This is a genomic window from Clostridia bacterium, assembly GCA_036562685.1.
GTDB lineage: Bacteria > Bacillota > Clostridia > Christensenellales > DUVY01 > DUVY01.
Window position 1 is genome coordinate 1 of the sequence record DATCJR010000106.1, and the last position, 16,638, is coordinate 16,638.

Below are 16,638 nucleotides of genomic sequence, written 5' to 3' on the forward strand. Positions count from 1 at the left end.
GTAGGAACTTTTTTTGCTGTAAAACAAATTGTACGGAATAAGCATCTAGAAGCAGTATTATCTATTATGTTGCTTAGCTTGTCGTTTTTTGGATTATTAATAATGATAAGTGTTATATAAATATGTTTATTAAAAAAATCTCTTTATAATAAAAGCCCTTAGATTTTCTAAGGGCTTTTTTATGCTATTATTCTTAATTTGCTTATTCAGTAACTTCGGACTTTTTTGACTTCTTTGCTTTTTTAGGAGCAGCTTCTTTTTCTTCAGCCTTTTCTTCTTTGTCAGCTTTCTTTGTCTTCTTAGAAGCCTTTGCTTCCTTTTCAGCTTCTTTTTGAGCGCGCAATTCTTCTCTTGCTTTCTTAGCTTCGAGTCTTGCTTCTTCTTCTTTTGCTTTCTTTTCTGCTATGCGTGTCTTATTGTCAACAGTAGCAGCAATTACAAGCTTGCCGCTCTTAAGATCTGATAATTTCTTAGCAAGTGCAGCTTTCTTATTATCTGCGTTGTTTTTGTGTAAAACACCTTTTGAAACGGCGCTGTCTACTACAGAAAATACTTCAGGCAACAATGCTTCTGCGGTTGCAGGATCATTTGAATTGATTGCTGCATTATACTTTTTGATAAGTGTGCTTACTTCTGATTTGATAGATTTATTTCTCAGATTTTTCTTCTCAGTTATTTTAACTCTTTTGATTGCTGATTTTATATTAGGCACAATAAATTCTCCTTCTTTAAAATACCTGTAACATTTTAGCATAATTAAATTTTTTAGGCAAGGATTATATTAGGGTTTTTAGCCTAAACTATTAATTGTTATGAATTTTAGAACAGATATGGCGTACGAGTCTGTCTTAAATAATCAAAAAGACTCAAATATAAAAATCAAAGAAACAAAGCATCAATTCGGCATAAAGCGTTTTGAAGTAAATATTTTGAATGAACAAGGTGCAAAAAGCTATAACAAGCCCAAAGGACGGTATATTACAATAGAAGCTTATGATTTATACCAAAAAGATTTGGAGTTTTTGCACTATGCAGCCAATATGATATCCGAAGCGCTCATTGATTGTATGGGTAATACCAAATTTAAAACAGTGTTGGCAGTAGGGCTTGGCAACAAACACATGACAGCAGATTCTTTGGGCCCGTGTACTGTGGATAAGCTGATAATTACTAGACATTTAAAGGATGAAAAAGATGATCTAAAGATGCTTTCAGCTTCGCTTTGCGCACTTGCCCCAGGCGTTTTGGGAATTACGGGCATAGAAACATACGACATAATAAAAGGCGTTGCAGAAAAGATAAAACCGGATATTATAATCACTATTGACGCATTGGCGTCAAGAAGCACTCAAAGATTAAGTTCGGCTTTTCAAATCACAGATACAGGCATAGTTCCAGGCGCAGGCGTGGGCAATCACCGTTTTAAGCTTTCTTTAGATACTCTGGGCGTGCCAGTTATATCAATAGGAGTGCCTTTGGTTGTTTATGCTTCTACGCTTTCGCTTGATATTATAGAGCAATGTTTTTCAAAAACACCTGAATTAATACTAGAAAAATCTCAAGAAAACAAAATCATATCAAGCATCATTTCAAGTCCAATAGGCGAACTTGTGGTTACGCCCAAAGACATTGACGCCATAGTCCAAAAATGCGCGTATGTATTGGCTGTTGCAATTAATCTGGCTGTACATCGAGGCTTGAGCCTAGAAGAAGTTGTAGGGCTTATTCACTAGGTTTTTATATAGGTATGCCGCTTAAAATATTATTGATAAACTGAACGGCTGTTCTTGGCGAGTGCACAGCTTTTATAATAGCCCATTTTTCCGCATCTAGTTTTAGCTGTTCGGTAACCTTAATATTATGGGTGGCTGCAAGATTTGATATTAAATCTAGATATTCTTGCTTGTTAAGATTCTGATACAAAATATTAAGCCCAAAACGATCTGATAGTGCAAGCGTGTCTTCAAGCCCTTCGCTTTTATGAACATCGTCTTCACGTTCTTTAAAGCTTTCTTTTATAAGGTGGCGTCTGTTAGATGTGGCATAAATAAGTACATTTGGGCTTTTGCCTAACATACTGCCTTCTAATGCGGCTTTTAGTGGATAAAAGGCATTGATATTGTCTTTATCGACCACCAGATCATCAATAAAAATAATAAAGCGGTGTGGTATCGTTTTTAACGAATCAATTAATGTGTTTATATCTTTTATGGCAGGCAAGGGGAGCTCAATAAGTTTTATTTGACCTTTGAACATATTGAAGACTCCGCATACAGTAGAAGATTTGCCTGCACCGCGATCGCCTGTAATTAAGACATTGTTGGCGGGTTTGCCTTCTATAAAAGCCCTTGTATTATTGATGATTTGCTCTTGCTGATATTTGAAGCCTATTAAGGAGTTTAGATCAATCTTAGGCGGGTTGGGGATAGGAGATAAAGTGTTGTCATTATAAATAAAAGCATCATATTTTCCCCATATTCCAAAGCCTTTTTGAAATATTTCATTTGTTAGCTTCTGATAAGTGATTGAGATATCTTTATTTTGTGAACCCCATTTTATAGTATCTTTTTCAATTATGTTATCGCTGTTTAAGTTGGATAATTCTTTTAGTATTTCAAGTTCTGTTAACACTCGGTTATTAATTGTATCAGATATTTTTTCTTTTTTTGCAACACTGCGTGTCCAGATATTGTCGTCATATCTTGCTAGAGAATAAACAAACTCATTCCAATCATCAACATAACCTGTTTCTAACAACTGATGATAAAATAATGAATATTTTGTATTAAAGTCTATTGCATTTGATTTTTGAGCTTCTAAAGCTTTAATTAAAGCCTTAATCACAGGGTCTTGTCTTATATTATAAAAAACCGCCAAAGAGTTTAATTTTTGGATCAAATCAGCTGACATTTGTATACCTTCTTATAAAAACACCTTTATATAATCATAAATGATAATTTTTTATTATTCAAGTTTTTTAAAAAGAAAAAACCGTCCTATTGATTTAGGACGGTTTTTAGTATTGATTTTATTGTAATTAGTTTTCCAAAGATGAATACTGGCTCTTATAAAGTTCGCTATAAAATCCGCCGCGTGCAAGCAGTTCTTTGTGCGAGCCTGTTTCTACGACCTTGCCTTCATTCATTACGAGTATAATGTCGGCGTTAACTATCGTGGACAGACGGTGAGCAATTATGAAGCATGTTTTATTGTGCATCAATTCATCCATAGCCTTTTGGATAAGCACTTCGGTACGGGTATCGACATTGGATGTAGCTTCGTCTAAGATAAGTATTTGAGAGTCAGCCAAAAACGCTCTTGCTATTGTAATAAGCTGCTTTTGTCCCTGCGAGATATTGCTTGCATCTTCATTTATTTCTGTGTCATAGCCTTTGGGCAAAGTCAAAATGAAGTTATCAGCTCTTGCTGCGATTGCAGCTTTTTTTACATCCTCAGGCGTTGCGTTTTTTGCGCCGTATGCAATGTTGTCATAAATTGTTCCTGAAAACAGCCATGTATCCTGCAATACCATACCAAATACATTTCTAACATCTTCTCTAGCAATTTGTGTTATATCTTTTCCGTCTAAGCGAATAACACCGCTGTTTAAGTCATAAAAGCGCATTAGAAGATTAACCAATGTTGTCTTGCCTGCACCTGTCGGCCCTACGATCGCAACTCTCTGACCGCTCTTAATATTGATATTGAGATCTTGAATAAGCGGTACTTTTTCGTCATAAGAGAAGTTTACATTTTCAAAGGTAATATTTCCTTCAACTTCTTGTATTTGACCAGGCTGTGCATCAGGCTTCATTTCTTCAGCGTCTAGCACTTCGTAAACTCTGGAAACGCTTACCTTAGCGCGCTGGAATTGTCCCATAATGTATGCTGTTTGAGTGATAGGCTGAGTTATTAGCATTGCATACATTACAAGCGAAGTAATTTCACCTACCGACAATTTGAATACGTCGTAGGGGATTACATTGGTGCTGGAGTTGATTACCAGCAATGCACCTACTATTATCAAAATTACGTAGGTAAAGTTTGATATAAGTCCTATTACAGGCTGAATCAAAGTAGCGTAGAAGTAAGCGCGTTTTGAAGATTTGTAAACTTCATTGTTTATATCTTTATATTTGTTCAGGCTTTTTTCCTCTAGTCCAAACGCCTTGATTACAGAATGTGAAGAATAGCTTTCTTGGATATGCGCGTTGAGTTCTCCAAATTTGGTTTTGGATGAAATGAACTCTTTTTCGCATTTGACCGAGATTTTTGACGCGATCAATAGGTTTAACGGAAGAATTAACACAACAATTCCAGCCATAATGGGATTGAGCCAGAACATTATTATGCCAATTCCAATTACCTGAATAATTGAGTTCAGAAGTGTTATCATGACATTATGCATGGTTGTACCAAGTTCGGATACGTCATCTAACATTCTGGACAATATTTCACCATGGGGTGTTGCGTCAATATATCTTACGGGCGTTCTGCTTAATTTGTCTGAAATTCTTACACGATGTCCATAAGTAAATCTTCGGCTTGTTATGTTGTTCATTACAACGCTTATAAAAATGCTGACCAAAGCACTTATACACACCAAAATTAAGTAATATTTCAAATTGGTGTTAATAAGTGAAAAGTTCATATCTCTAGGGGTGCCATTACGCAAAGCCATCCACCAGTTGTGTAATTCATCAGTGGCAACTCCCAAAAAATACGGACCTAATATTGAGATAGTCACACTGAGAGCCGAAAAGATTGACAAGCCAATCATCGGATAGACCGCTGACTTGTTTTCACGAAATATTCTTTTTATAATGCCCTTTGTGCCGGGCTTTTTATTTTTATTTTCTTTTATTTTTTCTTCCATTATACTGCCTCCTTTCCTAACTGCGAGGTGGCAATTTCTTTATAAACCGTACAGTTTTTCAAAAGATCCTTATGTTTGCCTATGCCTACCATTTTGCCGCTTTCCAAAACGATTATTGTGTCTGCTGTCATTGCAGTGCTTATGCGCTGAGTTATTATAAACACTGTGCGGTCAACAAAATGCGTCTTTAGGTTTTTTCTGATTGTAAGGTCTGTTTTATAATCAAGCGCCGAAAAGCAATCATCAAGCACATAAATAGGAGAGTTTCTAACCAATGCACGCGCAAGAGCAAGTCTTTGTTTTTGTCCGCCGCTTAGGTTGTTACCGCTTTCTACTATCATTTCATTAAGTCCATTAGGCTTGTCTTCTATGAACTTCTTTGCCATTGCGATTGTGCATGCTTTGTCTATTTCTTCATCAGTTGCATTCTGATTGCCGTTAAGTATGTTTTCTTTTATAGTGCCAGAGAATATTGATCCTGTCTGCGGAACGTAGCTTAGTAAAGAGCGATAATCCTTAACTGGATATTCTTTTATATCTGCGCCGTCCAGCAAAATTTTGCCTTCGCTGACATCATAAAAACGCATTAACAATTTGGCGATTGTGGATTTTCCGCTTCCCGTACTACCGATTATTGCAACTGTTGTGCCTAAGGGGGCGTCAAAACTGATGTTTTCAACAGCGGCTTTTTCTGCTCCGGGATGTCTAAATGTAACATTGTCAAAGGTTATATGACCTTTTACGGTTGATATGTCTCTTGTGCCTGTGTCTTGTATTTCGCTTTTTGCGTTAAGCACTTCAATAATACGGCTTGTGCTTACTTTTAATCTAGGCATCAAAACGATTACCCAACCGATTTCTATAAGCGAATTCATGACCATTGAAACATATTGTATTAATGCCATTATTTGTCCAGCACCAATTGCACCATTGGTAGATACCAAACGGCCTGCGCCAAAATAAACAATGGCGATAGTAACGGAGTTGAGCATAAGTAAAAGTATAGGATTGATAGAAACGCTTATGTTGTTACCTTTAATTACATTATGCGCCATGTCTTTTGCGCTGTTTTTAAATCTTTCTCTTTCGTAGTCCTCTTTGTTAAATGCTCTTATAACTCTTATGCCCATAAGGCGTTCTCTCATTATAAGCACCATTTTGTCTGTGAACTTTTGCGCTTTATCCCATAAAGGAGCAGCGACTTTGAGCATAAACAAAACAAATAATGCCATAAGAGGTATTACCGCAAGCATAATCAAAGACAATTTGACATCAGTTATGACTGCAAGAATGGTAGCGCCAATTAACATAAAGGGGGACAAGGCTAATGCTCTTATAATAAGGTCAAACAAGTCCTGAATGATGCGAATATCATCAGTAGATCTTGCCATTAGGCTGGCATTGCCTATGTCGTTAAATTTGGTTATAGATAATTTTTGGACTTTTTCAAATACAGCGACTCTAAGATCTCTTGAAAACGACTGTCCAATCTCTGTCATTACATAAACAGAATAAATTGAAGTTATCGCTCCAACGATTGCTATCGCTAACATAACAGCACCAAAAATCAAGACATAAGATAAATCATTATTTTTGATTCCCACATTAATTATGTTTTGCATAATTGTGGGTAGTGCCAAAGATGTAGCGGCGTAAGCCAGCAATAGACCTATTTCAAGCGCTATTAATTTTGCGTAAGGTCTCAAATATTTTAATATTGATTTCATATATATAATGCGATTATTCCTTTATTATTTTATTACCTTCTTCAAAGCGTAATCAGAAATGATTTTTAATGTTTGCTCTTCAAAAGGCGTGTTAAGATTAGATTCTTTCAACAGCTCGACAAAAGTTTTTGAGCCGGCTTTTGATAAGAAAGTATAGTATTTTTTCCAAGCGGCGTCGTAATCTTCGCTTAACAGGGCATAGAACTGCAAAGCGATAGTTTGAGCAAGGCAATAGTCAATATAGTAGAATGGTCTTTCAAAAATATGCGCCTTAATCTGCCAAGCTCTGCCTTCTTCAAAGAACGGCAAGCCTTCAGCATCCATATACGGACGATATTGCTTTTCCAACTCTGCCCATACTGCGTTTCGTTCTGCGGGAGTCATATCGGGCTTTTCGTAAGCGATGTGTTGGAAATAATCCACTATTGTTCCATAGGGGATAAAGGTTAATGCGCTGGCGTAATGAGAATAACGGTAATCGTCAGCAGCATCGCCAAAAAATCTTTCCATAAATTTATGAGTAAAGAACTCCATAGACATAGAATGTACTTCACAGGTTTCAAAAGTTGCATTTCTTATTTCGGGGATATCAAAATCCCATCCTTTGTGAAAAGCGAAAGCGTGACCCATTTCGTGTGTCAACACATCTATGTCATCAGCTGTTCCGTTAAAATTGCTTAAGATAAACGGAATGCGGTACTCATCCAATCCTTCACAAAAACCGCCGCCCCATTTTCCGGGCTTTGACAAGACATCAAAAGTCTCGCTTTTTAGCATGTTGTCATATAGCGCTCCGATTTCAGGGTTAAGTTCGTTGTACATCAGGCTGCCTTGACGCATTATTTCATCGCTGTCAATGATAGGTTTAGGTTTGCCGCCGGGCAGATAAACTTCATTGTCATATAATTTCATCTTGTCAATGTCCAAATTCTTGGCAACCTGATCTTTTAGCTTAGCTACAGCAGGAACTATATATTTTTTTACAGCTTCGCGGAATTTTTTTATATCTTCTTGGTTATAGCTGTTTCTGGTCATTTCATAGTAACCAAGCTCAATATAGTTTTTATAGCCCATCTTTTTTGCCATACGGTCTCTTACTTTTACCATACGGTCAAAAATATCGTCAATTTTATCTTTAACTTTATTAAGTTCAAGTCCATAAGCGATAGCTGATGCGCGTCTTACTTCGCGGTCGCTGTCAGACATGTATTTGCCAAGTTGCGAAGGAGTAAGTTTTTTGCCGTCAAATTCGATTTCTAACGAACTCATTAAATTGGTGTACTCTGCGATAAGCTTGTTATCTTCGATCTTGTCTGCAATTATCTCTTCACTCATTGATTTGGCTTCCAGCTCTTTATTGAGCATTATTATAGGAGGAAGCTTGGTCTTTAGCTCTTCTTTAAAAGGCGAAGCCAGCATGCTTTTAGAGAAATTGGTCAAAGCATTGCCCAAAGCAGCAAAAGATTCATCAAAATATTCTCTTTCTTTGTTGTAGAATTCGTCTGTTGTATTAAGATAATATCTTGTTATGGCCACATTGCTCATGGTAAGAGGGGCTTCTAGCGACCTTGTCATTTCAAGATAAATCTCAACGGCTTCATCTGCGGATTTTGCATTTTCAAATTGGTTGCGATAATCATTGATAGAGTTAATCAAAGCGTTTACATCAGGACGTACATAATTAATTTCAGAAAATTTCATTTTATAACCACCTCTTAAATTAATATTATCTAATACACTTATAGCATAAAAATAATAGTACTTTTTGCTAAGTAATATTAAACATCATGAGTGTACCAAATACTACCAAATATTTGTTTATTTAAAAGTAAGTTTGTAAATATTTTTAAAAAAATTAATAAAAAAAATAAAAAAATTTAGAAATTGCGGAAAATTTTTAATAAAAATTAATAAAAAACATAAATTGTTCATAAGTTTAAGCATGATTGGACTTTTAATTTTAAGATAAGATGATAGAGTTATTTTTTATCTTATGATATAATCAATTCTTCAAGCAACAATTTTATATAATCAATAATTGTTAAAAAATCTTGCGTTTTTTGCTTGTGCTAAATTATGTGTTGTGCTAATATATTATGGTGATTGCGCAAGATCCGGAGGTAGAGATATGAACAAGGTTATTGAAGCGATTGAAAAAGAAAATATGCGAACAGATCTTCCGTCTTTTGATATAGGTGATACTTTAAGAGTATATTTTAAGGTAATAGAAGGAAATAAAGAAAGAGTACAGGCTTTTGAAGGCACTGTTATTTCACGTCGCGGTGGCGGATTAAGAGAAAGCTTTACAGTACGCAAAATATCTTTTGGCGTTGGCGTTGAAAGAACTTTCCCTTTACACTCACCTAAGATTGATCGTTTGGAAGTTGTAAGAAAAGGTCATGTAAGACGTGCTAAACTTTATTATTTGCGTGCTCTAACAGGAAAGGCTGCAAAAGTTAAAGGCGCTCAAGACTAAGTATATTTTTATAAAGTTGTCAGTCATAAACTCAGGCGGATGTAATACCGCCTATTTTTATATTTTGATTTTTTACATAAAATGCTTGTCAAAACTCATATTACCCATTACAATTCTAATATATACATAAAGATAATTTTTTGAGCTTTTGAATTTTTCTTTTTGGGGGCAAGCTTGCGTGTTAGCTAAGGTAAAGAGTTTTACTTTGAGCGGAATTAACGGATATCCTGTTGATGTTGAAGTGGATATCAATAACGGCTTGCCTGGATACGAAACAGTAGGGCTTGCCGAAACCGCTGTAAAAGAATCTCGAGAAAGAGTGCGTTCAGGCATAAAAAACAGCGGATATCTGTTTCCAGCTTCACGCATTACGGTTAACCTTGCGCCTGCCGATATAAAAAAGCTGGCACCAGTTTTTGATTTGCCTGTTTCATTGGGCATTTTGGCTGCTACTGAGCAGATCCCTTATAAATGTCTAGATAATATAGTTTTTTTGGGCGAATTATCCTTAGACGGGCATGTAAGACGAATAAATGGTATTCTTCCTATTTTGATTAGCGCGATAAAATGCGGTTTTTCCAAATTTTTTATTCCCAAAGACAATGAAGCAGAAGCAGTATGGATTCAAAACGCCGAAATCGTTTTGGTAGACAGTCTTGTTAATGCGGTCAAATATTTGACGGGCGAGGAGCAATACGAAAAGGTTGTCCAAAAAGACATAAAAGAAATTATTAAAAATACAAGTTCGGGAACTGATTTCAAATACATAAAAGGTCAAAGCCGGGCAAAACGCGCTTTAGAGATCGCGGCGGCAGGCGGACATAATATGCTCATGATAGGTCCGCCGGGAGCAGGCAAGACAATGCTTGCCCGTGCTTTGCCGTCAATTTTGCCCGATATGACACCAGAAGAAGCATTGGAAACATCCAAAATCCATTCTATTGCAGGGACTTTGGGACAAATAGGGCTTATCACTACAAGACCGTTTAGAACTCCGCATCATACAGCTACAACTGTATCATTGACGGGAGGAGGTTCATATGCAAGACCTGGGGAAATCAGTCTAGCGCATAACGGCGTGTTGTTTTTGGACGAGCTTCCAGAATATTCACGATATACTTTAGAAACATTGCGCCAGCCTTTGGAAGACGGAGTTATGGTAATCAATCGAGCCAATATGACCGTTGAATATCCTGCAAGGTTTGTACTGATTGCGAGCATGAATCCATGTCCGTGCGGATATTATGGTTCGCAAGAAGGCGAATGCAAATGTACGCCTGCCCAAATTCAAAAATATCTTAACAGGCTATCAGGTCCTATGCTTGACAGGATTGACATACATATTTCTGTTGACAGCGTAAAATATGACGAGCTTACCAGCAATTCTCAAGAAATTAGTTCTGCAGAAATAAAAGAGCGGGTTAATAATGCACGCAACATTCAAAGTAAAAGACTGCATGATAGCGGCTTTTATTGCAATGCCCAAATGCCGCAGCAAATGATTGAAAAATATTGTGTTTTAAGTAAACCTGCAAAAGAGATTTTGAAACTCTCTTTTGACAGACTCAAACTTTCGGCGCGTGCTTATAGCAGAATCTTAAAAGTGGCAAGAACAATAGCCGATTTGGATGGAGAACAGATAATAGGCGAAAAGCAAATAGCCGAAGCGGTAAGTTACAGGACATTGGATAGACAATTTTGGCATTAAAATAATTTGATAATATGAAAGAATTTATATCGGACAGAATATTATATTTTTGGCTGGCACTTAGTGATGCAAGCCCATCAAAACTAAATTCCCTTATTATGAATTATAATGGAATAAGGGGATTATATGAGCATTTTTTGTTTGATGAAAATCTAAAAAGAAATCTTGGTCCGCTTTATGTAAAATTAAAAGATGCTTTAAAAGAAGATTATATAAAAAGAGAACTAGAAAAGATCGAAAGGGCGGGAATATCATTTTTGACTCCTTTGGACGAACTGTATCCCAAGGGTTTTAAAGAGCTTAATGATATGCCTTTTGCGATTTTTTATAAAGGCAGATGTGAATTACTTAATTCAAAATGCTTTACCATTGTAGGAACAAGAAGTCCGAGCAATTACGGCAAAAAAATGACCAAAATATTTTCTACTGAGCTGTCTAAAAATGGGCTTACAATAGTAAGCGGTATGGCAACAGGTATTGATGCTTATGCACATAGATTTACATTAGACGCAGAAGGCAATACCATAGCTATATTAGGCAATGGACATAACCAAATATATCCTGCTGTAAATTATGAGCTGTATAATGAAATAGCGAAAAAAGGTTTGGTAATAAGCGAGTTCTTGCCGGATTTTAAAGGAACGGTATATTCTTATCCAAGGCGAAACCGTCTTCTTAGTGCGATTTCATGCGGAGTGCTTGTTGTAGAGGCTGGAGAAAAGAGCGGAACGATGTATACTGTCGAATATGCGCTTGAACAAGGTCGAAATGTTTTTGTTTTGACAGGAGCGGCCGATAACACCAAGATTTTGGGCAACCTTAGGCTTATAAGAAATTCACAATGCGCCATGGTATATGAGCCTAAGCATATATTGGAAGAATTAAACATAAATTACACAAAAAAAGAAAAAGCCGCGACTTTACAATTAGATTTTAATGAACAAAAAATACTTGACTTATTATCAAATGGTGAATTACACTATGATAATATTTTATATAGTACGGATTTGTCTGTAAACGAGCTTAACAGTCTTTTGACTATAATGGAGATCAAAGGACTTATTAATAAAAACGGATCAAAATACTTTTTAGCATAAAGGAGAAAATGTTTGAAACTTGTTATTATTGAGGGTGAAGGCAAACGCGAAACCATTAATAAATATCTAAAGGGGATAGATTCGTCTTACAATGTTATAGCAACTAAAGGACATGTTAGGGATTTGCCCGAACATGTTTTGGCTGTCAATATAAAAAACAATTTTGAACCAAGGTACGAAATTATTCCCAACAAAAAAGATGTTATCAAGCAGCTCAAAGAAAAGGCGCAAAAAGCCGAACAGATTTTGCTTGCAACCGACCCTGATAGAGAAGGCGAAGCAATATCATGGCATTTGTCCCACATCTTAGATATACCGCCTGATTCACCCTGCAGAATAGTTTTCAACGAAATTTCAAAACACGCAGTAGAAAATGCGATAAAAAATCCAAGAGCTATTGACCTTAATCTTGTTGACGCACAGCAAGCAAGAAGAGTGTTGGATAGATTGGTGGGTTACAAGCTGTCTCCGATTATTAGCAAAAAAATCAGAAGCAAATTATCTGCTGGACGTGTTCAATCAGTCACTTTAAAGATGGTGGTTGACAGAGAAAGAGAAATTAACTCTTTTGTTCCTAAAGAATACTGGTTTTTAAAAGCGCTGCTAGAAAAAGACAAAGTTGCTTTTTTGGCAAAACTTAATTCATATAACGGCAAAAAGATTGAAATCAATAATCAGTCCGAAATAGATGAGATACTCAAAAATTTGCAGGGCGCTCAGTATCGCGTAACCAAAATCAAAAAATCAGTTACAAAATCACATGCTCCTGCCCCTTATACTACAAGCACTATGCAGCAAGACGCATTAAACAAGCTTGGCATGTCATTAAAAGTAGCTTCAGCTAGTGCGCAAAACCTTTATGAAGGGGTTGAACTTGGTGCGGAAGGCAAAGTTGCGCTTGTAACATATATCAGAACAGACTCGACGCGTATTTCTCCCGAAGCTCAAAAAATGGCAGAGGATTACATCAAAAGCAAATTTGGCGCTGAATATTATCCCGAAACACCTAACAGATATAAATCCAAAAAAGGCATTCAGGACGCTCACGAAGCGATAAGACCTATATCTTTAGAGCGCACACCCGAATCTGTCAAAGATTATCTTAATAAAAATCTTTATAGATTATATAAGATGATATACGAGAGATTTTTGGCAAGCCAGATGGCGCAGGCTCAATACGATACAATCAATGCCGAAATTAGTGCCAATGACTATGTTTTTAATGCCAATGGAAGAACGCTTAAATTTAGAGGTTTTTTGGCTGCATACGGCATAGATGCCGAAGATGTCAAAGAAAAGCAAAAAGAACAAGCTGAAAATGAAGATGATGACGAAAATATAGATAACATCTTGCCTCCTCTTAGCGAAGGCGATAATTTGACGCTAAGAGAGTTAAAACCTGAGCAAAAATTCACTAAGCCGCCCGCAAGATATACCGAAGCGTCTTTGGTAAAAGCCATGGAAGAAAACGGCATAGGAAGACCGGCAACATATACTCCAACTATTACTATTTTGTTTACAAAGGAATATGTTGAAAGAGAAGGCAAAAGTATAAAGCCTACCGAACTTGGTTTCCAAGTTACCGATATGCTGGTCAGGTATTTCCCCGACATTATGAATGTGGAATTTACCGCCAATATGGAAAATATGCTTGATGATATCGAAGACGGCGGAAAAATCTGGCAAGAAGTTATAAAAGATTTTTATTATGGCGGATTTGAACAAGAAGTCAATGCCGCACTCAACGACAGCTTTTCACTAAAGGTTCCTGATGAGCAGAGCGATATAAAATGTGAATTCTGCGGCGTTAATATGGTAATAAGACAAGGCAAATACGGAAAATTTTTGGCTTGTCCCAATTATCCCAAATGTAAAAATACCAAGAATCTAGATGGTTCTAGCATAGAACAAGCTGCTGCCACGGGTGAAAAATGCGAAAAATGCGGCGGCGATATGGTTATAAAAATGGGCAAGTTTGGCAAATTTTTGGGTTGTTCCAACTATCCGAAGTGCCGTAACATCAAGCCTCTTTTGGACGGAAGCAATGATTATGGAACATGTCCTCAATGTTCAAAACCTCTAGTAAAAAGGCGTTCACGCCGCGGAGAATTTTTTGCTTGCAGCGGCTATCCTGATTGTCATTTTATCTCATCAGATCCGCTCAATAATGAAAAATGCCCTGTTTGCGGCTCTTATACTGTGCTAAAACATTACAAAAGCGGAGATGTGATAAAGTGCGGTTCCAAAGAATGCGGATATTCTCATCCCATTGAAAATCAGAATTCTCAAGATCAAAATCAAAATACCAACACATAATAATCTAAAAAACATATAGAAAAATTTAATAATAACAGGTAAAGCATTTTGAAAAAAGGTTCAAAAGTTAAGATAATAGGGGGCGGACTTGCAGGCAGTGAGTCCGCCTATCAATTAGCAAAACGCGGTGTTGAAGTAGTGCTTGTGGATATCAAGCCCAAGGCATTTACGCCTGCTCATCACAATCCCAATTTTGCCGAATTAGTCTGCAGCAATTCGTTAAAAGCAAAAGGTCATGCAACTTCTTCTGGACTACTAAAAGAGGAATTATTAGAGCTTGATTCGCTTATAATTAAAACTGCGTATGATACAAGCGTGGCTGCGGGCGGTGCATTGGCTGTGGAAAGAGAGGCTTTTTCACAAAAAATTACAGACACTATAAAATCAATGCCCAATATTAATATTGTCTGTGAGGAATATAAAGAAATAGATATCAACGCCCCGACAATTATAGCGACAGGTCCGCTTACTACAGGTGATTTGGCTAATAGTCTAAAAAATCTGACAGACGGCGAGCATCTTTATTTTTTTGATTCAGCCGCACCCATAGTAACTGCTGAGAGCATAGACTATGACAATGCGTTTTGGGGCAGCAGATACCAAAAAGGCGGAGATGACTATCTCAACTGCCCTATGAATAAAGAGCAGTACGAGCTTTTTTGGAATGAGCTGGTTAATTCAGCTTGTGTTGAATTAAAAGGCTTTGAGGGAAAAGAAGTTTTTGAAGGCTGTATGCCCATAGAAGTTATGGCAAAACGCGGCATTGATACATTGAGATTTGGACCTTTAAAACCTGTAGGACTTAAAGACAAAGATGGCAATCGTCCTTATGCTGTTGTTCAGTTAAGAGCAGAAAATAACGAAAAGACATTGTTTAACCTTGTAGGATTTCAGACCAATCTCAAGTTCGGTGAACAAAAAAGGGTATTTTCTTTGATCCCCGCTTTGAAAAATGCGGAGTTTGTAAGATATGGAGTAATGCACCGCAACACTTATATAAATGCGCCCAAATGTCTTAATAAATTTTTTCAATTAAAAAAATATCCCAATATCTTTATAGCAGGGCAGTTAAGCGGTGTGGAAGGCTATGTCGAAAGTACGGCTTCTGGTCTTATTGCTGCTATTAATATGTATAAATATATTAACGACCAAAGTATGACAGAAGTACCCAAATACTCTATGATAGGCGCGCTTATAGATTATATAACTACGGAAAGAAAAGATTTTCAGCCAATGAACGCTAATTTTGGAATAATGCCGCCTTTGGACACAAGGTTCAAAAACAAGCAAGAGAGATATGAGCAGTATTCTATAAGGGCGTTAGACGAAATAAAAAGATATAAATTATCAATATTGTGAAGATAACGAGATATAACTAATTATGAATTGATTTAAAATTTGATTATGATAAAATTAAATAAATAACTTTTATCCAATCAATTTATAAAGAAGAGGTAAGATATGGATGCATTAAAGGGAACGACCATAGTAGCTGTTAGAAAAGACGGTAAAACCGCTATTGCAGGCGATGGTCAAGTTACAAGCGGACAAAGCGTAGTACTGAAGAACAATGCCGTTAAGGTAAGAAGATTATATGATGATAAGGTTGTAATAGGTTTTGCAGGTACGGTTGCAGATGCATTTACTTTGTCAGACAAGTTTGAAGAAATGCTTCAAAAATACAGCGGCAACCTCATGAGAAGTGCCGTAGAACTTGCAAAATTGTGGCGTAGCGACAAGGTGCTAAGAAAACTTGAAGCAATGATGATTGTGGCAGACGCAAACAATCTTTTTATTGTAAGCGGTATGGGAGATGTCATAGATCCTGAAGATGGTGTTTGTGCGATAGGTTCTGGCGGTAATTATGCATTGGCGGCAGCAAGAGCATTGGTAAAGAATACCAATTTGAGTGCAAAAGAAATAGCGCTGAAATCCATTGAAATAGCAGGCGACATCTGCGTATTTACCAACAAGAATATTACAGTGGAGGAAGTCTAATCTATGAATATGACACCTAAGCAAATAGTAGCCGAATTAGACAGATATATAATAGGACAGCACAATGCTAAGCGCGCAGTTGCTGTTGCTTTGAGAAATAGATACAGAAGAAGCATGCTAAGCCCTGAACAAAGGGACGAAATAACTCCTAAGAATATTATTATGAAAGGACCTACAGGCGTGGGAAAGACAGAAATAGCCCGCCGTCTTGCTAAGCTTGTCAAAGCTCCCTTTATCAAGGTTGAAGCTACCAAGTTTACAGAAGTAGGTTATGTCGGCAGAGATGTCGAATCTATGGTAAGGGATTTGGCTGAAGTTGCGGTAAGACTTGTCAAGGAAGAAAAGTTCCAAGAAGTTGAAAAAAAGGCAAAAGACATTGCCGAAAGAAAGGTTGCGGAAGCAATATATAACGAAAGGAAAAAAGGCAACGAATCTCCCGA

General features: G+C 36.8%; 12 protein-coding genes and 1 pseudogene. 8 read left to right on the top strand and 5 right to left on the bottom strand.

The features are described from left to right. Positions 1-454: 454 nt before the first annotated feature. Positions 455-712, bottom strand: a pseudogene (rpsT, locus tag VIL26_04955) (30S ribosomal protein S20). 100 nt (positions 713-812) lie between these two features. On the opposite strand from rpsT, the gene gpr reads away from it, so the two are divergent. Continuing rightward, positions 813-1,733, top strand: coding sequence for a GPR endopeptidase (gpr, locus tag VIL26_04960; protein HEY8390281.1), 921 nt, complete (start codon positions 813-815; stop codon positions 1,731-1,733). Between the two features lie 4 nt (positions 1,734-1,737). Here the strand turns inward: gpr and VIL26_04965 are convergent, their stop codons facing one another. From VIL26_04965 to VIL26_04980, 4 genes are all read right to left on the bottom strand, one after another. Further along, on the bottom strand, positions 1,738-2,910 hold the full coding sequence (locus tag VIL26_04965; GenBank protein ID HEY8390282.1) for a DUF815 domain-containing protein: 1,173 nt from the start codon (positions 2,908-2,910) through the stop codon (positions 1,738-1,740). A gap of 127 nt (positions 2,911-3,037) precedes the next feature. After that, positions 3,038-4,876, bottom strand: coding sequence for an ABC transporter ATP-binding protein (locus tag VIL26_04970; protein HEY8390283.1), 1,839 nt, complete (start codon positions 4,874-4,876; stop codon positions 3,038-3,040). Then, complete coding sequence (locus tag VIL26_04975; protein HEY8390284.1) at positions 4,876-6,603, bottom strand: ABC transporter ATP-binding protein; 1,728 nt, start codon at positions 6,601-6,603, stop codon at positions 4,876-4,878. Before VIL26_04975 ends, VIL26_04970 begins: the two co-directional genes overlap by 1 nt. Positions 6,604-6,627: 24 nt before the next feature. Further along, a complete protein-coding gene (locus VIL26_04980) occupies positions 6,628-8,304 on the bottom strand; it encodes a M3 family oligoendopeptidase (protein HEY8390285.1) in 1,677 nt (558 codons plus the stop codon). Positions 8,305-8,731: 427 nt separating this feature from the next. Between VIL26_04980 and rplS the strand changes: the two genes are divergently transcribed. The 7 genes from rplS to VIL26_05015 form a co-directional block, all read left to right on the top strand. After that, positions 8,732-9,079 (top strand): 50S ribosomal protein L19, encoded by a 348-nt coding sequence (gene rplS, locus VIL26_04985; GenBank protein ID HEY8390286.1) that lies wholly within the window; start codon positions 8,732-8,734, stop codon positions 9,077-9,079. A gap of 178 nt (positions 9,080-9,257) precedes the next feature. Next, positions 9,258-10,787: a YifB family Mg chelatase-like AAA ATPase gene (locus tag VIL26_04990; protein ID HEY8390287.1), complete on the top strand. Its 1,530-nt coding sequence runs from the start codon at positions 9,258-9,260 to the stop codon at positions 10,785-10,787. 14 nt (positions 10,788-10,801) lie between these two features. After that, positions 10,802-11,884, top strand: a complete 1,083-nt coding sequence (dprA, locus tag VIL26_04995) for a DNA-processing protein DprA (GenBank protein HEY8390288.1) — start codon at positions 10,802-10,804, stop codon at positions 11,882-11,884. A 12-nt stretch (positions 11,885-11,896) separates the two neighbouring features. Next, positions 11,897-14,200 (top strand): type I DNA topoisomerase, encoded by a 2,304-nt coding sequence (gene topA, locus VIL26_05000; protein HEY8390289.1) that lies wholly within the window; start codon positions 11,897-11,899, stop codon positions 14,198-14,200. A gap of 48 nt (positions 14,201-14,248) precedes the next feature. Then, complete coding sequence (gene trmFO, locus VIL26_05005) at positions 14,249-15,559, top strand: methylenetetrahydrofolate--tRNA-(uracil(54)-C(5))-methyltransferase (FADH(2)-oxidizing) TrmFO (GenBank protein ID HEY8390290.1); 1,311 nt, start codon at positions 14,249-14,251, stop codon at positions 15,557-15,559. Between the two features lie 102 nt (positions 15,560-15,661). Beyond that, positions 15,662-16,198: an ATP-dependent protease subunit HslV gene (gene hslV, locus VIL26_05010; protein ID HEY8390291.1), complete on the top strand. Its 537-nt coding sequence runs from the start codon at positions 15,662-15,664 to the stop codon at positions 16,196-16,198. A gap of 3 nt (positions 16,199-16,201) precedes the next feature. Continuing rightward, positions 16,202-16,638 (top strand): AAA family ATPase (locus VIL26_05015; GenBank protein ID HEY8390292.1); only part of this gene is annotated, 437 nt, incomplete at its 3' end.